The 19464-nt window shown below is 64.1% G+C and carries 21 protein-coding genes and 2 pseudogenes; 9 read left to right on the top strand and 14 right to left on the bottom strand.

Annotated elements, in window-relative coordinates:
* Positions 1-316, top strand: a pseudogene (locus tag IHV84_RS03240) (hypothetical protein); the annotation flags it as partial.
* Between the two features lie 136 nt (positions 317-452).
* On the opposite strand, the gene IHV84_RS03245 reads toward IHV84_RS03240, so the two are convergent.
* The 13 genes and pseudogenes from IHV84_RS03245 to IHV84_RS03300 form a co-directional block, all read right to left on the bottom strand.
* On the bottom strand, positions 453-1349 hold the full coding sequence (locus IHV84_RS03245) for a carbohydrate kinase family protein (RefSeq protein WP_198845787.1): 897 nt from the start codon (positions 1347-1349) through the stop codon (positions 453-455).
* Positions 1350-1374: 25 nt separating this feature from the next.
* Positions 1375-2412, bottom strand: a complete 1038-nt coding sequence (locus IHV84_RS20285; RefSeq protein ID WP_370541182.1) for a DUF3426 domain-containing protein — start codon at positions 2410-2412, stop codon at positions 1375-1377.
* Between the two features lie 474 nt (positions 2413-2886).
* Positions 2887-2991, bottom strand: a pseudogene (locus IHV84_RS20590) (zinc-ribbon domain-containing protein); the annotation flags it as partial.
* 52 nt (positions 2992-3043) lie between these two features.
* Complete coding sequence (gene prmA / locus IHV84_RS03255) at positions 3044-3946, bottom strand: 50S ribosomal protein L11 methyltransferase (protein ID WP_198845789.1); 903 nt, start codon at positions 3944-3946, stop codon at positions 3044-3046.
* Positions 3947-4173: 227 nt separating this feature from the next.
* Positions 4174-5523, bottom strand: coding sequence for an acetyl-CoA carboxylase biotin carboxylase subunit (accC, locus tag IHV84_RS03260; RefSeq protein ID WP_044401556.1), 1350 nt, complete (start codon positions 5521-5523; stop codon positions 4174-4176).
* 7 nt (positions 5524-5530) lie between these two features.
* Entirely contained in the window at positions 5531-5983 is a 453-nt protein-coding gene (gene accB / locus IHV84_RS03265) for an acetyl-CoA carboxylase biotin carboxyl carrier protein (protein ID WP_066782614.1), read from the bottom strand.
* A gap of 146 nt (positions 5984-6129) precedes the next feature.
* Entirely contained in the window at positions 6130-6720 is a 591-nt protein-coding gene (locus tag IHV84_RS03270) for a TlpA disulfide reductase family protein (RefSeq protein ID WP_198845790.1), read from the bottom strand.
* Positions 6717-7319, bottom strand: coding sequence for a hypothetical protein (locus IHV84_RS03275; protein ID WP_198845791.1), 603 nt, complete (start codon positions 7317-7319; stop codon positions 6717-6719). The genes IHV84_RS03270 and IHV84_RS03275 overlap by 4 nt, the downstream gene beginning before the upstream one ends.
* Positions 7320-7527: 208 nt before the next feature.
* Complete coding sequence (locus IHV84_RS03280; protein ID WP_198845792.1) at positions 7528-8529, bottom strand: tripartite tricarboxylate transporter substrate binding protein; 1002 nt, start codon at positions 8527-8529, stop codon at positions 7528-7530.
* Positions 8530-8722: 193 nt separating this feature from the next.
* Positions 8723-9457: an SDR family NAD(P)-dependent oxidoreductase gene (locus IHV84_RS03285; protein WP_370541173.1), complete on the bottom strand. Its 735-nt coding sequence runs from the start codon at positions 9455-9457 to the stop codon at positions 8723-8725.
* A 2-nt stretch (positions 9458-9459) separates the two neighbouring features.
* Positions 9460-10689: a 3-oxoadipyl-CoA thiolase gene (pcaF, locus tag IHV84_RS03290; protein WP_198845794.1), complete on the bottom strand. Its 1230-nt coding sequence runs from the start codon at positions 10687-10689 to the stop codon at positions 9460-9462.
* Positions 10690-10724: 35 nt separating this feature from the next.
* Positions 10725-11375 carry a 3-oxoacid CoA-transferase subunit B gene (locus tag IHV84_RS03295; protein WP_198845795.1) on the bottom strand — a complete coding sequence of 217 codons (651 nt, stop codon included), beginning with the start codon at positions 11373-11375 and terminating at the stop codon, positions 10725-10727.
* A gap of 29 nt (positions 11376-11404) precedes the next feature.
* A complete protein-coding gene (locus tag IHV84_RS03300) occupies positions 11405-12121 on the bottom strand; it encodes a 3-oxoacid CoA-transferase subunit A (protein WP_066782606.1) in 717 nt (238 codons plus the stop codon).
* Between the two features lie 131 nt (positions 12122-12252).
* Between IHV84_RS03300 and IHV84_RS03305 the strand changes: the two genes are divergently transcribed.
* The 4 genes from IHV84_RS03305 (at position 12253) to IHV84_RS03320 (ending at position 15598) form a co-directional block, all read left to right on the top strand.
* Positions 12253-13080, top strand: coding sequence for an IclR family transcriptional regulator C-terminal domain-containing protein (locus IHV84_RS03305; protein WP_198845796.1), 828 nt, complete (start codon positions 12253-12255; stop codon positions 13078-13080).
* 62 nt (positions 13081-13142) lie between these two features.
* Positions 13143-13577, top strand: coding sequence for a DUF1841 family protein (locus IHV84_RS03310; protein ID WP_044401590.1), 435 nt, complete (start codon positions 13143-13145; stop codon positions 13575-13577).
* A gap of 193 nt (positions 13578-13770) precedes the next feature.
* Positions 13771-14253 carry a DUF3429 domain-containing protein gene (locus tag IHV84_RS03315; protein ID WP_198845797.1) on the top strand — a complete coding sequence of 161 codons (483 nt, stop codon included), beginning with the start codon at positions 13771-13773 and terminating at the stop codon, positions 14251-14253.
* On the top strand, positions 14246-15598 hold the full coding sequence (locus tag IHV84_RS03320) for an AarF/ABC1/UbiB kinase family protein (protein ID WP_198845798.1): 1353 nt from the start codon (positions 14246-14248) through the stop codon (positions 15596-15598). Before IHV84_RS03315 ends, IHV84_RS03320 begins: the two co-directional genes overlap by 8 nt.
* Positions 15599-15689: 91 nt before the next feature.
* Here the strand turns inward: IHV84_RS03320 and IHV84_RS03325 are convergent, their stop codons facing one another.
* Positions 15690-16355: a cytochrome c gene (locus IHV84_RS03325; protein ID WP_044401599.1), complete on the bottom strand. Its 666-nt coding sequence runs from the start codon at positions 16353-16355 to the stop codon at positions 15690-15692.
* A gap of 111 nt (positions 16356-16466) precedes the next feature.
* On the opposite strand from IHV84_RS03325, the gene IHV84_RS03330 reads away from it, so the two are divergent.
* From IHV84_RS03330 to IHV84_RS03345, 4 genes are read left to right on the top strand one after another with little or no spacing between them, the layout of a single operon-like run.
* On the top strand, positions 16467-17321 hold the full coding sequence (locus IHV84_RS03330) for a MoxR family ATPase (protein WP_044401602.1): 855 nt from the start codon (positions 16467-16469) through the stop codon (positions 17319-17321).
* On the top strand, positions 17322-17564 hold the full coding sequence (locus IHV84_RS03335) for a hypothetical protein (protein ID WP_044401604.1): 243 nt from the start codon (positions 17322-17324) through the stop codon (positions 17562-17564).
* Between the two features lie 4 nt (positions 17565-17568).
* Entirely contained in the window at positions 17569-18168 is a 600-nt protein-coding gene (locus tag IHV84_RS03340) for a GNAT family N-acetyltransferase (protein ID WP_198845799.1), read from the top strand.
* Between the two features lie 21 nt (positions 18169-18189).
* Entirely contained in the window at positions 18190-19377 is a 1188-nt protein-coding gene (locus IHV84_RS03345) for a VWA domain-containing protein (RefSeq protein WP_142081789.1), read from the top strand.
* Positions 19378-19464: the final 87 nt, after the last annotated feature.

Genomic DNA, 19464 nt, shown 5'->3' on the forward strand with positions numbered 1-19464 from the left:
TCCAGCCAAGAAGGCTGCTGCTCCAGCCAAGAAGGCTGCTGCTCCAGCCAAGAAGGCCGCTGCTCCAGCGAAGAAGGCTGCTGCTCCAGCGAAGAAGGCTGCTGCTCCAGCCAAGAAGGCCGCTGCTCCAGCCAAGAAGGCCGCTGCCCCAGCGAAGAAAGCTGCTGCTCCAGCGAAGAAGGCTGCTGCTCCAGCCAAGAAGGCCGCTGCTGCAAAGAAAGTGGTGAAGGCTCCTACAGCCCCTGCCGCTCCCGCTGCTCAGACCACGCTGAACCCCCAGGCTGCCTGGCCGTTTCCTACAGGCACCAAGCCCTGAGGAAGCCCAGCTTTCCAAGCCCAACCCGGTGCCCTGCACCGGGTTTTTTTATGCCTGTACGGGGAGAGCCTTGAGCACAGTGTCGAAGGCCCGCCCTGGATGGCAGGCCAAGCCTCTCAGTCCCATCACGCTCCTATCACGCGGGGGTGAAATCCAGGACATAGTTCTGTGGGCCGCGCTGCGCAATCTTCAGTGCACCCACCTTGTTGCCCAGCTCAGCACACCGCGCCAAAGGCCAGCCCTGCTCCAGACCAAACAACATGGCCCCACGCCAAGCGTCACCGCAGCCTGTTGGGTCCACCACAGCCGCTGGCTGCACAGCTTGCACTCGCTCACGCTCACCATTCACCCACACATCACAACCTTCACCGCCCAAAGTCACTACCAGGCCCTTCACCTTGCGCGAGATGTCTGCCAGGCTCAAGCCGGTGCGGTCGCACAGCATCTTGCCTTCGTAGTCGTTCACCGTCACCCAGGTGGCTTGCTCAATGAATTGGGTCAACTCAGCGCCATTGAACATGGGCAAGCCCTGGCCCGGATCGAACACGAAAGGGATGCCAGCCGCCACGAACTGCGCTGCATGTTCCAGCATGGCATCGCGCCCATCTGGCGAGATGATGCCCAGCTTGATATCAGGATGGGGTTCGATGCGGGTGATGTGCGCCTGCATCATGGCCCCTGGGTGGAACGCCGTGATCTGGTTGTTGTCACGGTCGGTCATGATCATGGCCTGCGCCGTGTAAGTGCCGTCCACCTGCTTCACATAGCGGTCACTGATAGCCAGCGCAGCCAGGCGCTGCAGGTACTCGCCACCATCTGTTCCCAGCGTGGCCATAGGCAGGGGCTCGCCACCCAGCAACTTGAGGCTGTAGGCGATGTTGCCTGCGCAGCCACCAAAATCACGGCGCAACGATGGCACCAGAAAGGACACGTTGAGGATGTGCAATTGATCCGGGAGGATCTGCTCGGCAAACCGCCCCTCAAAATTCATGATGGTGTCGAACGCCAGAGAACCACAGATAAGAGCGGCCATAAAAAAGCAATCAATAAAAGAAGAATCAGGGATAAAACGCCAGCAGGCGATAGCCCGCCACGCGAGCGCCGCCAGTGGTCACCAGCACCGACACGGAAGCACTCCATTCGCCGCCCGCGGCAAGTTCCTGCGGAGCGCCCATTTCAGCAGGCAGCAATACACGGCGCAAAACGGGTTGGTCCTGCGCATCGGTCAGCGTCAACTCCACCGCCGGCATCTCCAGCGCCACGGTGGAACGGCTCTTCATCGTGACGGCGAGCACATAGCTGTCGCCCCGCGCCTTGTTGAAGGAAGAGCTGTCGATGACCACCTCTGCAATTTGCCGCAGAGGCGCCAGTTCACACCCCAGCGGCTCGCATAAGGCCAGCAAGAGGGGGCGAAGCTGTGGTGCCACAGCAGCCAGGCGGTTGCGCTCATGCACAGCCACCTGCGCTGCGAGTGCAGTCGCCAACCCCAAGCCCAGCACAACCAGTCCACTGCGCACCAGGGGCTTGCGCCAAAACGCCCGTCGGCGGGCTGCTTTGACGAAGCTGACATCCTCCGCCGCGTCAGGCTCCTCATCGTCTTCGGCCTCGCTGCTTTGGTCTGCGCGCGGATCTGGTGTTGCCAGCTTCGCTTCCTTCACACCAGTGGCTTCGTCGATCGAAGGAAACTCCACCGATGGCAAAGAGGGCATTACAGACTCGTCGGCATCGGCCAGAGACTGCACTTCGGCAGCAGGAAGTGCGGGCAAGGATGCCAGAACATCCATGCCATCAGCAGTCATGCCCTCCACGCCGCCGTCGGTCACCACATCTGCCGGCAGCGGCTGGGTAGACGCTGCCTGCTCTGTACTGGTCGCGGTATCACCGTCCACCTGCGAAGCGGTTGGCAAAGGCTGTGCATCAGACTCCAACGTCAGCGGAGTGTCTGCAAAGTCTTCAGCGTAGGGCAGCTCGTACCCTCCGGGCTGCGGCACCGGTGCTGCAGGCGTCTGCGCCACGGCTTCCGAAGAAACCGCCAAGGGATGCGTCGCACGAAGAGGCTCCTGCAGCACCAGCTCCAGCATGTCTGGCGACAACACCCGGCTTTCCTGCCGCCCTGCAAACTCGGGCGGAGGTGGCGAAAGTGGCGATGGAGGGGGGGGGGCAACCGGAGCCTTGGGCGGCACACTCGGGGCATCTGCCCCCTTCCAGGCAAAGGTAGCAGCAGGCTCAAAAATGGGAGGCGGCTCTGTACCGACCAGTGGAGGCTCCGCAGTTAGGAGGGCAGGCGGTACGGGATCGGGCACCGACAAGACTTCGGCGGGGGGAGCGAAAGGTGCCTCAGCCAAAACCCCGGCACCCAACGGGGCTGGCGCAATCCCTGACGGCGCGTCAGGCTCCACAATAACCCGAGAGAAAGCTTTTTGGACAGGCGCCGGAGGAGCCCCCCATGCGCGCAAAGAATCATCCGCCCGCGCCACTGGCATAGGCGGTGGTCGCACGTCGGTCAGCGATACGTCGGGCAAAAGCGCTGGTGGGGATGCGGGCACGAGCGATTCGGACGCATCAAACACCTCGGCGCAGTGACCGCAGCGCACCCATCCATCAGAAATGCGCAACTGGTCCGCGACCACCTTGAATTGGGTCGAACAGGCAGGGCAGCGTGTGATCTGGCTCATCTGCAATGGATTGTAGAGCGCAGGCCCCACGGCCCGCGGGGCCTCGCAAGGCTCAACGGCTGGCGGTCATCAAAATCCAGCCGTCTTCCGAATCGGCCACTTGCAGTGGCAGCCAAGGTGCGTAGGCCTCCTTCAGCTCATCTGCCTGCCGCTCCAGAATGCCGGCCAGCACCAGGTGCCCGCCAGCCGCTACATGGCTGCACAGCAAGGGGGCCAGCACGCGCAGTGGCGTCGCCAGGATGTTGGCCAGCACCGTCTGGTATTCACCCTGGGCCTTGTCGGGCAGGCCCGCCTTGAGCTGCACGCCATTGGCCTGCGCGTTTTGAATGGTGGACTCCACCGCTGCGGGGTCGATATCCACCGCATCAATATCCACCGCACCGAACTTGGCCGCGCCAATCGCCAGAATGCCCGAGCCGCAGCCGTAGTCCAGCACACGCCCGAGGGCGCTGGAGCCATCGGCGGCCACCGTGCCGTTGCGAGCAATCCAGCGCAGGCACATACGGGTCGTGGGGTGCGTGCCAGTGCCAAAGGCCAGGCCTGGGTCCAGGCGAATGCTGCGCACAGCCTGCGGTGGCAACTCATGCCAGGTCGGCACGATCCAGAAATCGGGGGTGATGTCCACTGGCGCAAATTGCGATTGGGTCAGCCGCACCCAGTCTTGCTCAGGCACTTCGGTCACACCCAGCACCTGGCAGCCTTCAAAAAAGTCTTGCACGGTCAGCAGTTGCTGCGCCTCTTGGGCAGCATCGGCCGTGGGGAACAGCGCCACCACGCGACTGCGCTGCCATCCATCCTTGGGCGGGGGCATGCCGGGCTCGCCAAACAGGGCCTGCTCGGCATCGGTCTGCGCATCGGCGTCTTCCACCGAGACGCTCAAGGCGTCCAGCGCATCCAGCGCGTCGCTCACCGCTTCAATGCGGTCTTCAGGGCACATCAGGCTCAGCTCAAACATGAAAAACGCCTCTTTGCAAAAATGAAATGCTGGCACCCGTTTCCGGGAGCCAGCATGTGAACCCACTGTGGCCGCACCAGCCCAAGACTGGAATCAGCCTAACAAACACCCAACGCCCGCAGCCCCCCGCAAGCCACCGCCGCGCTGGCGGTGTCTCCCTTCCCGAATGGCGCAGCCATTCGAGAAAAGGGGGAAGGCGCGAAGCGCCTCAGGGGTTTGTACGCAGCCTAGCGTTTGTGTTGCGACAGCCACTCTTCCAGATAGTGGATGTTGGTGCCGCCCGCCATGAACTTGGCATCCACCATCAGCTCGCGGTGCAGCGGCACATTGGTGTTGATGCCTTCGATCACCGTCTCGGACAGCGCCGTGCGCATGCGGGCCAGGGCCTGCTCGCGCGTGTCGCCGTGCACAATGATCTTGCCGATCATCGAGTCGTAGTTGGGCGGCACGAAGTAGTTGGTGTAAGCGTGCGAATCCACACGCACACCGGGGCCGCCTGGCGCGTGCCAGGTGGTGATGCGACCGGGTGACGGAATGAACTTGTAAGGGTCTTCCGCATTCACCCGGCACTCGATGGCGTGGCCACGGATCTCGATCTGGCGCTGGGTGAAGGGCAGCTTTTCGCCAGCCGCCACCATGATCTGCGTCTTCACGATGTCCACGCCCGTGATCAACTCGGTCACAGGGTGCTCCACCTGCACGCGGGTGTTCATTTCAATGAAATAGAACTCGCCGTTTTCGTACAGAAACTCGAACGTGCCCGCACCGCGGTAGCCGATCTTCTTGCAGGCCGCAACGCAGCGCTCGCCGATCTTCTCGATCAGCTTGCGCGGAATGCCGGGCGCTGGCGCCTCTTCGATGACCTTCTGGTGGCGGCGCTGCATGGAGCAGTCGCGCTCGCCCAGGTACACCGCGTTGCGGTGCTTGTCGGCCAGCACCTGAATTTCGATATGGCGAGGGTTCTGGAGGAATTTCTCCATGTACACCGCAGGATTGCCAAACGCGGCACCCGCTTCGGCCTTGGTCATCTGCACCGCATTGACCAGCGCCGCCTCGGTGTGCACCACGCGCATGCCGCGGCCACCGCCGCCGCCAGCGGCCTTGATGATGACCGGATAGCCGATGGCCTTGGCGATGCGGCGGATCTGCACCGGATCGTCGGGCAACTCGCCTTCAGAGCCAGGCACGCAGGGCACGCCGGCACGGATCATGGCCTGCTTGGCCGACACCTTGTCGCCCATGATGCGGATGGACTCGGGCGTGGGGCCAATGAACTGGAACCCGCTCTTTTCCACGCGCTCGGCGAAGTCGGCGTTTTCGCTCAAGAACCCATAGCCAGGGTGGATAGCTTCAGCATCGGTCACCTCGGCGGCCGAGATGATGGCCGGCATGTTGAGGTAGCTCAGGGGCGACGGGGCGGGCCCGATGCACACGGCCTCTTCGGCCAGCTTGACGTATTTCGCATCGCGGTCGGCTTCGGAATAGACCATGACGGCCTTGACTCCCAGCTCGCGGCATGCGCGTTGGATACGCAGAGCGATCTCTCCGCGGTTCGCAACCAGAATTTTCTTGAACATGAGCGCCTTATTCGATGACGAACAGCGGCTGTCCGTATTCCACGGCCTGGCCGTTTTCGCCCAGGATACGGGTCACGGTGCCCGACTTGTCGGCCTCGATCTCGTTGAGGATCTTCATGGCCTCGATGATGCAGAGGGTCTCGCCTTCTTTGACCTGGCTGCCCACTTCCACGAAGGGCTTGGCGCCGGGGCTGGACGAACGGTAGAACGTGCCCACCATGGGCGACTTGACCACATGGCCCGTGGGGGCTGCGGCGGCAGGGCTGGGCAGCTCGGCCACAGGGGCCGCAACGGGCGCTGGCGCCACGGGGGCTTGCATGGGCGCTGCCACATATTGCTGAACCACGGCGCCGCCGCTCTTGACGATACGGACTTTGCCTTCGGCCTCGGTGATTTCGAGTTCGGAAACGTTTGACTCGGAGACGAGGTCGATCAAGGTTTTGAGTTTTCGCAGATCCATGGAAGCTCCAACGGCTATAAAACTAAATAGGGCGCGAATTTACTCTAATTTCGGACTACCTCAGCGATTGAGAGGTAATTTTCATCAACATCGAGGCTGACGGAGCGTCATCAAACGCTGAAAAAAGCCCCATGAAGGGGCTTGGCTTACCGCAGATGGACCCATTGCTTAAGGTCATCGGGCGTCACTTGCCCCATTTTACGATGCAGCACCCGGCCCCCCTGCCCCAGCACCACGGTGAAAGGCAGGCCGCCGGTGAGGTTACCCAAAGACCGGCCCAGCTCCGTGCCACCCAGGCCCGCCAGCCCCACAGGAAAGTCCAGCGGCAGCCGGTCCAGAAACTTGCGCACCGACGAAGGCTGGTCGATCGCCAGGCCCACCACCTGCCAGCCCTTGGACGCGTTTTCCCGGTAAAACGCGTTCAGCATGGGCAACTCTTCCACGCAGGGCGGGCACCAGGTGGCCCAAAAATTCAGCAGCACAGGGCGGCCCTGCAGGGCTTTCATGGCCAGCGGGGCACCGCCTGTGGGGGTGTCAAACTCCATGCTCCACAAAGCTGCCTCGGCACCATCCTGCATGGCGTGGGGCTGAAAACGCCACCAAGCCAACCCTGCCCCGCCCAGCGCGGCAGCGCCGGCCACGGCGCCGTAAAGCCAGCGCCTGCGCGATGTGGGGGCAGGCTGGGCGGCGGGTTCAGCAACGCTGGCGCTGCGGGAAACGTCGGGCGGCAAACTCATGGGGCAGTCTCTTCCAGAACACGGCGCACGGCCGTCACATCGCCACGGGGAGTGCGCCCCTTGGCATCGGGTTTCAAGGCGCCGCGCAAATCATCCAGGTCGTAAATCATCAGGTGCACGCCGATCATCTCCTGGAGCTCAGGGCACTTGCTGCCCAGACTCAGGGCCTCGACCGATTCGCCATGAAAACCCGTCACCGTGCGCGGCTCGTAGTCCACATGGTGGTCGATCAGGGCGATCTCTGCCGACTTGGGGTCATCGCAGAACAGCTGGATATAGATATCAGACAGGCGCGTGGCCGTGCCGTGCCATACCGAGCCCGCCAGGTGCGGCCGAAACTCGGCCATGCGCACCATCCACACCAGCGCGAGCTGGCGCAGGGCGCGCAGCTCGCGCGGCTGGGTATCGGCACAAAAAATATCGAGGTATTCGCGCACCGCGTCTTCCACCTGGTCGTTGTCAGGCAGCGGGGTGCGGGCGGGCAGGCCCATTTCGCGCACGGCGCGGCGCTTGGCGGGGCCCCATTCGAGCCCCTCTTCCACAACGATGCGGGCCGTGGTGGCGGCAAGTTCGGCAGTCAGGGGGTTGGAAACAGGCATGGAGGAACCCTCGCGGCGTCGGCAGCCGACATTGTCGCGTGAACGCAAACAGGCACCGCCCGCGCGCCCGCATGGCACCGAGGGTTTCTCAGGCTCTCAGCGTTTGCTATTTTTATGATAGCTGCTGGCGCTTACCCAGTAAGCGCTAGCATGCTTTTTTCCTTATACCCAGGCATTCACATGGGTCACGCCCGGCAGGCGGGGGAAATCAGTCCAGGCTGGCGCCGGACTCTTTCACCACCTTGCCCCACTTCACGCTTTCGGCCTGGATGAAGGCAGCGAACTGCTCGGGCGTTTCGCTGTGGACCTCGGCGCCCTGCTCGTTGATCTTCTTCTTCACATCAGGCTGGGCCAGCACCTTGACGATGGCGGCGTTCAGCTTGGCCAGCACGGGTGCGGGCGTGCCTGCGGGGGCAAGCATGCCAAACCACGACGTGGCCTCGTAACCGGGCACGCCGGCTTCGGCGATGGTGGGCACGTTGGGCAGCTCGGGCGAGCGCTTGACCGTGGTCACCGCCAGGGGCACCAGGCTGCCGCTGCGCACATGCTGGATGGCCGATGGCATGTTGTCAAACATGATGTCGATCTGGTTGCCCAGCAGGTCCGTCACCGCAGGGGCGCTGCCCTTGTAGGGAGCGTGCTGCATATCCACCTTGGCCAGGCTCTTGAACAGCTCGCCCGACAAGTGGATGGAGCTGCCGTTGCCCGAAGAACCAAAGTTCACTTTGCCGGGGTTGGCCTTGGCGTAGGCGATGAGGTCCTTCACGCTCTTGTAGGGCTGGGCGGGGTTGGCCACCAGCAGGTTGGGCACATTGGCCACGCGGGTCAGCGGTGCGAAGTCCTTCACGGGGTCGAAAGGCATCTTCTTGTACAGGCTGGCGTTGATGGCGTGGGTGCCCACAGTGCCCATGAACAGGGTGTGGCCGTCGGGCGTGGCCTTGGCGGCCGCCTGGCCACCGATGTTGCCGCCTGCGCCCACGCGGTTGTCCACCACGACGGATTGGCCCAGCTCAGCCGTCAGCGCCTGGCCGATGATGCGGGCCAGGATGTCGGTGGTGCCGCCTGCGGCGAAGGGCACGATGATGGTGACGGGCTTGGTGGGGTAAGCCTGGGCCAGGGCGGACGTACCGCCGAGCAGACCAGCGCCCAAAACGACGGCCGAAGCGATGGAACCCAGGGCGAAGCGGCGGGTGGCGTGGGAATGTGGCATGGAGGTCTCCTTCAAAGAAGCTGGTGGACAAAAATAGCGTTTGGTGGGCCACGTCCCAATCGCCACAGCGTTTGAGACTGGCACGGCGCAGGCACGGGACGCCGAGGAAGGGCTGCCCCCTTCCCGAATGGCGAAGCCGTTCGAGATAAGAGGGAAGAGGGAAGGAGCGAAGCGACTCAGGGGGGGTGTCACTTCACACTGGCGCCAAGCCCAGCGTGGTGCCCCCGCAGACGTACAGCACCTGGCCGGTGATGAAGCCGTTGTCGGGCGAGAGGAAGAACATCGCCGTGCGCGCCACGTCTTCGGGCGTTCCCATGCGGCCCACGGCAATGCTCTTGAGGATGCGTTCGGTCTGCGGGGCGCCTTCGGGGTTGCTCTGGCGGAACAGCTCGGTGGCGATGGGGCCAGGGCCGATGGCGTTGACGGTGATACCGTCGCGGCCCAGTTCCATGGCCAGCGTGCGTGTCATGCCGATCATTCCGGCCTTGGTGGCCGAATAGACGATGCGCTCGCCCTTGCCCAGTGCGGCACGCGAAGACATGTTCACGATGCGGCCCTGGCCGCACGCGCGCAGCGTGGGTAGGAAGGCCTGCACCAGCAGCATGGGCGCACGCAGGTGCAAGCCCACCACATCATCCAGCTGCTGCGTGGTGGCGGTGTCGATGGTGCCGGGGCGGGTGGCGCCCGCGTTGTTCACCAATGCTGTCACGTTGTGCTGGGCAGCGATCTCGGCCGCGCGTTCGCGGGTGGAGACCTCGTCCGTCAGGTCGCCCTGGTACGAGGTGAGCAGCGGGTGGCTCCAGGTGGGCAGCACGTAATCGAGATTGACCACGGCCCGCCCCTGGGCCAGCACGGCTTCAGCAATCGCACGGCCAATGCCGTTGCTGGCGCCGGTAACGACGGTGACTGGGGTGCGGGTATCAGCCACGCTCACACCCGCTCGATGATCAAGGCAATGCCCTGGCCCACGCCAATGCACATGGTGCACAGCGCGTACTGGCCCGCGTGCTCATGCAGGCGGTTCACGGCCGTGGTGACCAGACGCGCGCCGCTGGCGCCCAGCGGGTGGCCCAGTGCAATGGCGCCGCCCCAGGCGTTCACGCGCGCGTCGTCGTCCTTCAGGCCCAGGGCGCGCAGCACGGCCAGGCCTTGCGCGGCGAAGGCTTCGTTCAGCTCGATCACGTCCATGTGGTCCAGGGTCAGGCCGGTTTGCGCCAGCACCTTCAAGGTGGCAGGCGTCGGGCCAAAGCCCATGATGCGCGGGGCCACGCCAGCGGTGGCCATGCCCACCACGCGGGCGCGGGGCTTGAGGCCGTACTTGGCGGCGTGGGCTTCGTCGGCCAGCAGCAAGGCGCAAGCGCCATCGTTCACGCCCGACGCGTTGCCAGCCGTCACCGTGCCGTCAGGCCGCACCACGCCCTTGAGCTTGGCCAGCGCTTCCAGACTGGTTTCACGGGGGTGCTCGTCCTGGCTGACGATGATGGCGTCGCCCTCGCTACCGGAGGGGCCTTTCTTCTTCTGCGGGATGGTGACGGGCACGATTTCGCGCGCCAGGTGGCCGGCCTTGATGGCGGCCACGGCGTTGAGCTGGCTGCGCAGGGCCATCTGGTCTTGCGCCTCGCGCTCGATCTGGAAGTCCACCGCCACGTTTTCGGCGGTTTCGGGCATGGAGTCCACGCCGTACTTTTCCTTCATCAGCTTGTTGATGAAGCGCCAGCCGATGGTGGTGTCATACACCGCATTGTTGCGGCTGAAGGCGGTTTCGGCCTTGGGCATGACGAAGGGGGCACGGCTCATGCTTTCCACACCACCGGCAATCATCAGGCCGGCTTCGCCGGACTTGATGGCGCGCGCGGCGCTGCCCACGGCGTCCAGGCCGGAGCCGCACAGGCGGTTGATGGTGGCGCCGGGCACTTCAACGGGCAGGCCCGCGAGCAGGCTGCTCATGTGGGCCACGTTGCGGTTGTCTTCGCCAGCCTGGTTGGCGCAGCCATAGAGCACATCGGTCACGGCGGCCCAGTCCACACCGGGGTTGCGCTCCATCAGGGCTTTGATGGGCACCGCGCCCAGGTCGTCAGCGCGCACGCTGGAGAGGGCGCCGCCGTAGCGGCCGAAGGGGGTGCGGATGGCGTCGCAGATGTAGGCTTGGGATTGGCTCATGAAAGATGTCTCCTTGTTAGCGGCTCAGGGTTCAGTCAGGCTGCGGGGCGGATGGGCAGGCCCACCAGCTGTTCCAGCTCGGGCAGGGTCAGGCCGGGCACCAGGTCGATGAGCTGCAGCCCGGTGGGCGTGCAGGCCAGCGTGCACAGGTCGGTATAGATGCGCTTGACGCAGCCCACGCCAGTCAGTGGGTAAGTGCACTGCTGCACCACCTTGCTGGCGCCTTGCTTGGTCAGCAAATCCATCATCACCCAGGTCTGCTTGGCACCAATGGCCAGGTCCATCGCACCGCCCACGGCGGGAATGGCGCCGGGCTCGCCCGTGCTCCAGTTGGCCAGGTCGCCCGTGGCCGACACCTGGAAGGCGCCCAGCACACAAATATCCAGATGGCCGCCGCGCATCATGGCGAAGCTGTCGGCGTGGTGGAAATACGCGCCACCGGGCAGCAGCGTCACGGGCTGCTTGCCAGCGTTGATCAGGTCGTAGTCTTCATTGCCTGCAGCCGGTGCGGGGCCCATGCCCAGAATGCCGTTCTCGCTTTGCAGGATGACTTCGCGCCCCGCAGGGATGTGGTTGGCCACCAGGGTGGGCTGGCCGATGCCCAGGTTCACGTAGGCACCGTCGTGGATGTCCTGAGCCACGCGGCGGGCCAGTTCGTCTTTGCTTCGTTTTTGATAGCTGCTCACGCTTGTTCCTTCTGCGCTAAGGGCGCTTTTTATGCAGACTTCTTGAAACCACCGGCCTGGGTGGCGGTGCGCTCGATCTTCACCACATGGCTCACGTAGATGCCGGGGGTGACGATGGCTTCGGGGTCGAGTGCGCCCAGTTCCACCACGTCGTGCACGGTGGCGATGGTGGTCTTGGCAGCGGTGGCCATCACGGGGCCAAAGTTGCGGGCCGACATGCGATAGGTGAGGTTGCCCCAGCGGTCGCCTTTCTCGGCCTTGATGAGGGCCACGTCGCCGTAGATGGGGTACTCCAGCACGTACTGCTTGCCGTTGATTTCGCGGGTTTCCTTGGGCGAGCCGTCGGCGTTGAGCGCCAGTTCGGTGCCGTAACCCGTGGGGCAGAAGAAGGCGCCAATGCCCGCACCGGCAGCGCGCAGGCGCTCGGCCAGGTTGCCCTGGGGCACCAGTTCCAGCTCGACCTTGCCGCTGCGGTACAGCTCGTCAAACACGTAGCTGTCCACCTGGCGTGGAAAGCTGCAGATGATCTTGCGCACCTGCCCGGCCTTGAGCAGCGCGGCCAGGCCGTGGTCGGCATTGCCAGCGTTGTTGTTCACCACCGTCAGGTCGCGCGCGCCCTGCGCAATCAGCGCGTCAATCAGTTCGCCAGGAATACCCGCGGTACCAAAGCCCCCGATGAGCACCGTGGCGCCATCGCGCACACCGGCCATCGCCTGGGCCGCCGAGTCAGCTATCTTGTTGATCATGAAACTGTGTCCCCACAAAAAAGAACTTCAGGAATGGGCCAAAACACGAACCCGAAGCCGCACCCGGCAAAGCCCGAGATTTGTTCGTATAGCGAACTTTTGTTCGTATAATGAATTATAAAGAAGTCCCAATGACGACGCCTGAAAACCACGAAGCCCCCTCGGGCGTGCCCGCTCCTGCCTCCACCCCCAAGCCGGGCGACAGCTATGTGCAGTCGTTCGCGCGTGGGCTGGAAGTGATCCGCTCCTTCAGCGCCAGCGCACCGCAGCAAACCTTGAGCGAGGTGGCCGCGCACACTGGCCTGACCCGCGCCGGGGCGCGCCGCATCCTGCTCACGCTGCAAACGCTGGGTTATGTGGAAAGTGACGGCAAGCTCTTTCGCCTCACGCCGCGCATCCTCGACCTGGGCTTTGCCTACCTGTCATCGCTGCCGCTGTGGAACCTGGCCGAGCCGCTGATGGAAGACCTGGTGGAAGAAGTGCGCGAATCGTCTTCGGCCGCCGTGCTCGATGGCCTGGACATCGTCTACGTGCTGCGCGTGCCCACCCACAAGATCATGCGCACCAGCCTGGGCGTGGGCTCGCGCCTGCCTGCAGCCTGGACTTCAATGGGCCGCGTGCTGCTGGCCAGCCTGCCCGACGACGAACTGCAAAGCCGCCTGGCCACACTGCCCCTGCAGCGCCACACCGCCCACACCGCCACCGACCTGCCCACCCTGCTGGAACGCATTCGCCAGGCGCGCACGCAGGGCTGGTGCCTGGTGAACCAGGAGCTGGAAGAAGGCCTCATCTCCATCGCCGCACCGCTCACCAACCGCCTGGGGCAAACCGTGGCCGCCCTCAACATCAGCGGCCAGGCCAACCGCACCAGCGCCGAGCTGATGCAGCAAACCCTGCTGCCCCCGCTGCTGCGCGCGGCGCAAACCATCTCGCGGCTGATGGGCGCACCGCGCCGCTGAACCAGCGCCATCCAAGCCCCCGGCCCCGCCAGGGCTGGGCGTGCGTGCTACCCTCCCGCCCCATGTTCAACCCTACCCAAGCCGATGTGCGCCGCTTTCTGTGCGGCGTGCACGCCAAAGCCCAAAGCGGCGCGCCCATGGAAGCCATCGAAACGCTGGCCAGCCTGTGGATTGCCGAGCACCCCGAATACCACGCCGACCTGGCGGACGTAGATGCCGCCATCGCCCGCAACTACGACGAAACGCCCGCGCAGACCAACCCCTTCCTGCACCTGTCAATGCACCTGTCGATCAGCGAGCAATGCAGCATTGACCAGCCGCGCGGCATCCGCCAGGCGGTCGAATTGCTTGCCAAACGGCTCGATTCGCTGCACGACGCCCACCACGCCGCCATGGAATGCCTGGGCGAGATGCTGTGGGAAAGCCAGCGCTCCGGCCGCCCGCCCGACGGCAATGCCTACATCGCCGCCGTGCAGCGCCGCGCTACGCGGGACTGATTTCGCGCAGCGCATCGTGCCATGAATTCGCGCTATGAATAAATGAGCACCTTGCGCTTATTACAAAAGCGCTAGCGGCATATTTGGCTTAAATACTGACACCACTGCACAGGCTGCAACTGCGCCACACAAGCATGCAGCCCACTCGGGAGTCGTGCTTTCCCGACAATGGCCCCATTGACCTGGAGGCCCCATGCAAAGCACCCACCCCACCCCATCGTCTTCACCTGCCTCGCCCACAGCGCTGCCCATCTCCGTGGCCTGGCTGGGCTATTGCGGGCTACTGCCGTTCGTTGCGCTGGCGGGCATCGGGTGGTGGGCACCGGGCACACCGCTGTGGGGCACGGCGCTGCTGGCCTACGGCGCGGTCATTCTGAGTTTTGTGGGCGCGCTGCACTGGGGCTTTGCCATGGCGCTGGGCGGGTTGAGCGACCGCGAACGCACGCACCGCTTTGTGTGGAGCGTGGTGCCATCGCTGCTGGCCTGGCCTGCCGTGCTGCTGCCCATGGCAGGCGGGGCGGCCTTGCTCATCGTGGGGTTTGCGGCGCACCTGGTGCAAGACCTGCGCCTGGCATCCCGCGCGGCACTGCCCGCCTGGTACCTGCCGCTGCGCTGGCGCCTCACCGTCACCGCCTGCGTTTGCCTAGCCCTGGGCGCGGTGGCAGCCCATGGATGAACGCCCAGACCCACAGCCCGCCGCTGCCCCGCCCAGCGCCACAGCATCCGTGCCCAGCGGCCGCTGGAGTCGCATGGCGCGCATGGGCACCCTGGCCACCGGGCTGGCCGGCGGCATGCTGGCTGAAGGCGCGCGCCAATGGGCGCAAGGCAAGCGCCCCAGCGCCCGCGACCTGCTGCTCACCCCTGCCAACGCCCGCCGCGTAGCCGACCAGCTTGCACAGTTGCGCGGCGCGGCCATGAAAGTGGGGCAACTGCTGTCAATGGATGCGGGCGAGTTGCTGCCGCCCGAGCTGGGCGAGATCCTGGCGCGCCTGCGCTCGGACGCCAAACCCATGCCCATTGGGCAGATGGACGATGTGCTGACGGCCGCCTGGGGCGCGGGCTGGGATGCACGCTTTGCGCAGTTCGGCTTCACCCCCATCGCCGCGGCCTCCATCGGCCAGGTGCACCGCGCCACCACCAAAGACGGGCGGCCACTGGCCATCAAGGTGCAGTACCCCGGCATACGCCAGAGCATTGCCAGCGACGTGGACAACGTGGGCACGCTGCTGCGCGTGTCGGGCCTGCTGCCCGCCCACCTGGATGTGGCGCCGCTCTTGGCCGAGGCCAAGAGGCAGCTGCACGAAGAAGCCGACTATCTGCGCGAAGCCCGCTGCCAGGAGCAGTTTGCAGCCCTGCTGGCCGGTACGCCAAACCTGCGCATTCCCGCCGTGCACGGCGACTGGACCACCGAGAACGTGCTGGCCATGGACTACGTGGAATGCGTGCCCATCGAATCCCTGCAACGCGCGCCCCAGGCGCAGCGCGATGAAGTAGCCAGCACCCTGATGGGCCTGTTGTTCCGGGAGCTGTTCGAATTCCGCCTGGTGCAGACCGACCCCAACTTCGCCAACTACCGCTACGACAAGGCCAGCGGCCGCACGGTGCTGCTCGACTTTGGCGCCACCCGCGCCTACGGCAGTGAAGTGGTGGAAGCCTACCGGCGGCTCATGCGCGCTGCCATGCACGGCCACCGCGAGGGCATGGACGAAGCGGCCCAGGCCATTGGCTACTTCGGCCACCACATCCAGCCACACCAGCGCAACGCGGTGATTGATCTGTTCGCGCTGGCCTGCGAGCCCCTGCGCCATGCCGATGGCTACGACTTTGGCACCAGCGACCTGGCCCAGCGCATCCGCACGGCGGGCATGGCGCTGAGCACCGAAAAAGACTTCTGGCACACCCCACCAGCCGATGCGCTGTTCTTGCACCGCAAGCTGGGCGGGCTGTACCTGCTGGCCGCCAGGCTCAAGGCCCAGGTACCGGTGCAGGCGCTGGCACGGCCGTATCTGGAGCAAGGCTGAGCCGCGACATCAGCGTTTCGCCTCCAACCACCAACCTGCCAGACAACAAAAAGCCCGCCGAAGCGGGCTTCTTGGTGAACCGAAGAATGGCTCAGCGAAAGCGCGACTGGGGCACCACCTGCAGATCACCTTCCACAGAAGCCAGGTAGTTGGCCAGGGCCTTGAGTTCGGCGTTCGAGAACTGCTTGGCAATGCCGCCCATGATGGCGTTGTTGCGGCCCACGTTGGCGTTGCGTGCGTCAGCCTTGTAGGACTTCAGCGCTACAAAGAGGTAGTCGGCGTGCTGACCAGCGATCTTGGGATAAGAAGGATCGATGGGCTTGGCGAAGTTGTCGCCGTGGCAGGACACGCAAGCGCCCTTCTTCAGCAGCTCAGCCACTTGCACGCTGGGTTCGCGGCCGGGCTTGGCGGGCAGCTCGGTGCCCTTCTTGCCGTGTTGTTCGTAGTAGGCCGACACGTCAGCGATGTCTTGTTCAGACAGCGAATCGGCAATGCCGCGCATGGTGGGGTGCTTGCGGTCGCCCTTCTTGTAGGCATCAAGTGCCGAGGCGATGTACTTGCCGCTCTGGCCCGAAATCATGGGCACCTTGTGCACTTCAGGGAAGCTGGATTGGTAGCCCGGAATGCCGTGGCAGCCAATGCACATGGCGATTTTCTTTTCGCCGGCCTTCACGTCTCCCTTGGCTTCCTGGGCGTGAGAAAAAGCGGTCACAGAAGCGACAGCCAAGGCAAATATCGTGGTCAACGTCTTGTTCATTTTGCGCGCACAATCTCGTGGAGGTTCAGCTTCAGCTCTGGGCCCAGATCAGCGGCTGATTATAGCCAGCGCTTGTCAAGCCCATTCATCAACGATTCGGTGATTTCCCTTATGAAATTTCGCGGTTCCCAGAATTACGTCGCTACCCAAGATTTGATGTTGGCGGTGAATGCAGCCATCACCCTGCAGCGGCCGCTGCTCATCAAGGGCGAACCCGGCACCGGCAAGACCATGCTGGCCGAAGAAGTGGCCCAGGCGTTGGGCATGCCGCTGTTGCAGTGGCACATCAAGTCCACCACCAAGGCGCAGCAGGGCCTGTATGAATATGACGCCGTGAGCCGCCTGCGCGACAGCCAGTTGAACGATGGCGACAGCGCCGAGCGGGTCAAGGACATCCGCAACTACATCGTGCAGGGCGTGCTGTGGCAGGCCTTCACCGCCGACCAGCCCGTGGCGCTGCTGATCGACGAGATTGACAAGGCCGACATTGAATTCCCGAACGACCTGCTGCGCGAAATCGACCGCATGGAGTTTTACTGCTACGAAACGCGCGAACTCATCCGTGCTAAGCACCGGCCGCTGGTGTTCATCACCTCCAACAACGAAAAAGAGCTGCCCGACGCGTTCTTGCGCCGCTGCTTCTTCCACTTCATCAAGTTCCCTGAAGCCGACACGATGCGCCAGATCGTGAACGTGCACTTCCCCACGCTCAAGAGCGAACTGCTCACCGTGGCGATGAAGACGTTCTACGACGTGCGCAACCTGCCGGGCCTGAAGAAGAAGCCTTCCACCAGCGAGCTGATCGACTGGCTCAAGCTGCTGGTGGCTGAAGACATTCCGCTCGAAGCCCTGCAAAGCGCCGACAACAAGGTGGCAGTGCCGCCGCTGGTGGGCGCGCTGCTCAAGAACGAGCAGGACGTGAGCCTGTTCGAAAAGCTGGTCTTCATGAACCAGAGGAACCGCTAAGTGAGCGACAACACCACCGGAAAACTGCTGGCCAACGGCGTGGCCGATGCCGTTGGCTTTGTGGGCGGGGCACTGCTGGGCTTTTGGGCCGGCCAGTGGCTGGGCGTGGACATTTTTGCGCCCGGCTACGGCACCGGCAGCCTGATTGGCATTGCCCTCGTGGGCCTGGGCGGCGGCCTGGGCCTGCACGCAGCGCGGCGCTGGCAAACGCGCCGCCAAGACAAAGCCGCAGCCAAGGAGTAGCGCAATGGCTTTTGTGGAACCCGTGACCCTGCGCGAGCGCGGCGTGCGCCTGGAACCGCTGGACGCATCGCACGAGGCGGGCCTGCGCGCGGCCGCCGCCGATGGCGAGCTGTGGAAGCTGCGCATCACCTCGGTGCCCGAGCCCGAAAACACTGCCAAATACATCGACGATGCCCTGCGCATGCGCGCCGACGGCAACCGCTTTGCCTTTGCCGTGGTGGACGACACCACCGGCACGGTGCTGGGCACCACCAGCTACCACGACATCCTGCCCACCGTGAAGCGTGTGGAAATTGGCTACACCTGGTATGCCAAGAGCGTGCAGCGCACCCATGTGAACACCACTGCCAAGCTCTTGATGATGGGCCACGCCTTCGACACCCTGGGCTGCCATGTGGTGGGCTGGCGCACCGACAACTTCAACTTCGCATCGCAGCGCGCCATCGAGCGGCTGGGGGCCAAGAAAGACGGCGTGATTCGTGGCCACGCGCTGCGCCGCGACGGCACCATCCGCGACACGGTGATGTACAGCATGCGCGCGGGCGAATGGCCCGAGGCCAAAGCACAATTGCTATACCTTTTAGAGCGGCACGCGCTTGCCTAGCAAGCGCTGGAGGGCAAAATCATGTTGATTGACTTTTTCTACACCCTGCGCGCGGCCAAGCTGCCCGTGTCTGTGAAGGAATACCTCACCCTGCTCGAAGCCCTGCAAGCCGGTGTGGTGGGCCCCAAGTCAGACGACGCCTGGGCGCTGGACGATTTCTACAACCTCTCGCGCCTGACCTTGGTGAAGGACGAGAAGCACTACGACAAGTTTGACCGCGCCTTTGGTGCGTACTTCAAAGGCGTCGAATTGGTGGCCGACTTCACCAAGGAGATCCCCGCCGACTGGCTGCGCAAGATTCTGGAAAACGAACTCACGCCCGAGCAGAAGGCCGCCATCGAGAAGATGGGCTGGGACGAGTTGATGGAGACGCTGAAAAAGCGCCTCGAAGAACAGAAAGAGCGCCACGAAGGCGGCAACAAGTGGATTGGCACCGGCGGCACCAGCCCGTTTGGCCACGGCGGCTACAACCCGCAAGGCGTGCGCATTGGCGGCGCGGGCAAGAACAAGAGCGCCGTGAAGGTGTGGGAACAGCGCGCCTACCGCGACTACGACGACACGCAAGAGCTGGGCACGCGCAACATCAAGGTGGCGCTGCGCCGCCTGCGCAAGTTTGCGCGCGAAGGGCATGAACTGGAGCTGGACCTGCCCGACACCATCCGCAGCACGGCGGCCAACGCGGGCTACCTCGACATCAAGATGGTGCCCGAGCGCCACAACAACGTGAAGGTGCTGCTGCTGATGGACGTGGGCGGCACGATGGACGAGCACATCCAGCGGGTGGAGGAACTCTTCAGCGCCGTGAAGACGGAGTTCAAGCACTTGGAGTTCTACTACTTCCACAACTGTGTGTACGACTTCATGTGGAAGAACAACCGCCGCCGCTTTGCCGAGAAGTTTCCAACCTGGGACATCATCCGCAAGTACAACAAAGACTACAAACTGATCTTTGTGGGCGATGCGACCATGAGCCCGTACGAGATTCTGCAGCCCGGTGGCAGCGTGGAATACAACAACGAGGAGCCGGGGGCAGAGTGGATTCAGCGCCTCACCCACGCATTCCCGAAGTTTGCGTGGATCAACCCCGAGCCCCAGGGCGTGTGGCAATACCGCCAGAGCATCAGCATCATCCAGCAGCTCATCGGCAACCGCATGTTCCCGCTGTCACTCAAGGGGCTGGAAGACACCATGCGCCTGCTGTCGAAGTAGCGCTGCGCCAGCGCGTGCTGCCACGGCCGCGCGGCCGAAGCTGTCCTACACCGGGCGCCTGTTTTTGCAGGCATAGTGCGGGCCAGT

Origin of the sequence: Acidovorax sp. IB03, assembly GCF_016406015.1 — a bacterium.
GTDB classification, from domain to species: Bacteria; Pseudomonadota; Gammaproteobacteria; order Burkholderiales; family Burkholderiaceae_C; genus Acidovorax; species Acidovorax temperans.

Coding starts and splice junctions, on each gene's coding strand:
- IHV84_RS03310 (WP_044401590.1), top strand. CDS start 13,143: ATGTTCAACCCTACCCAAGCCGATGTGCGCCGCTTTCTGTGCGGCGTG.
- prmA (WP_198845789.1), bottom strand. CDS start 3,946: ATGTTTGAGCTGAGCCTGATGTGCCCTGAAGACCGCATTGAAGCGGTG.
- IHV84_RS03345 (WP_142081789.1), top strand. CDS start 18,190: ATGTTGATTGACTTTTTCTACACCCTGCGCGCGGCCAAGCTGCCCGTG.
- IHV84_RS03270 (WP_198845790.1), bottom strand. CDS start 6,720: ATGAGTTTGCCGCCCGACGTTTCCCGCAGCGCCAGCGTTGCTGAACCC.
- accC (WP_044401556.1), bottom strand. CDS start 5,523: ATGTTCAAGAAAATTCTGGTTGCGAACCGCGGAGAGATCGCTCTGCGT.
- IHV84_RS03300 (WP_066782606.1), bottom strand. CDS start 12,121: ATGATCAACAAGATAGCTGACTCGGCGGCCCAGGCGATGGCCGGTGTG.
- accB (WP_066782614.1), bottom strand. CDS start 5,983: ATGGATCTGCGAAAACTCAAAACCTTGATCGACCTCGTCTCCGAGTCA.
- IHV84_RS03275 (WP_198845791.1), bottom strand. CDS start 7,319: ATGCCTGTTTCCAACCCCCTGACTGCCGAACTTGCCGCCACCACGGCC.
- pcaF (WP_198845794.1), bottom strand. CDS start 10,689: ATGAGCCAATCCCAAGCCTACATCTGCGACGCCATCCGCACCCCCTTC.
- IHV84_RS03340 (WP_198845799.1), top strand. CDS start 17,569: ATGGCTTTTGTGGAACCCGTGACCCTGCGCGAGCGCGGCGTGCGCCTG.
- IHV84_RS03330 (WP_044401602.1), top strand. CDS start 16,467: ATGAAATTTCGCGGTTCCCAGAATTACGTCGCTACCCAAGATTTGATG.
- IHV84_RS03280 (WP_198845792.1), bottom strand. CDS start 8,529: ATGCCACATTCCCACGCCACCCGCCGCTTCGCCCTGGGTTCCATCGCT.
- IHV84_RS03245 (WP_198845787.1), bottom strand. CDS start 1,349: ATGGCCGCTCTTATCTGTGGTTCTCTGGCGTTCGACACCATCATGAAT.
- IHV84_RS03320 (WP_198845798.1), top strand. CDS start 14,246: ATGGATGAACGCCCAGACCCACAGCCCGCCGCTGCCCCGCCCAGCGCC.
- IHV84_RS03315 (WP_198845797.1), top strand. CDS start 13,771: ATGCAAAGCACCCACCCCACCCCATCGTCTTCACCTGCCTCGCCCACA.
- IHV84_RS03325 (WP_044401599.1), bottom strand. CDS start 16,355: ATGAACAAGACGTTGACCACGATATTTGCCTTGGCTGTCGCTTCTGTG.
- IHV84_RS03305 (WP_198845796.1), top strand. CDS start 12,253: ATGACGACGCCTGAAAACCACGAAGCCCCCTCGGGCGTGCCCGCTCCT.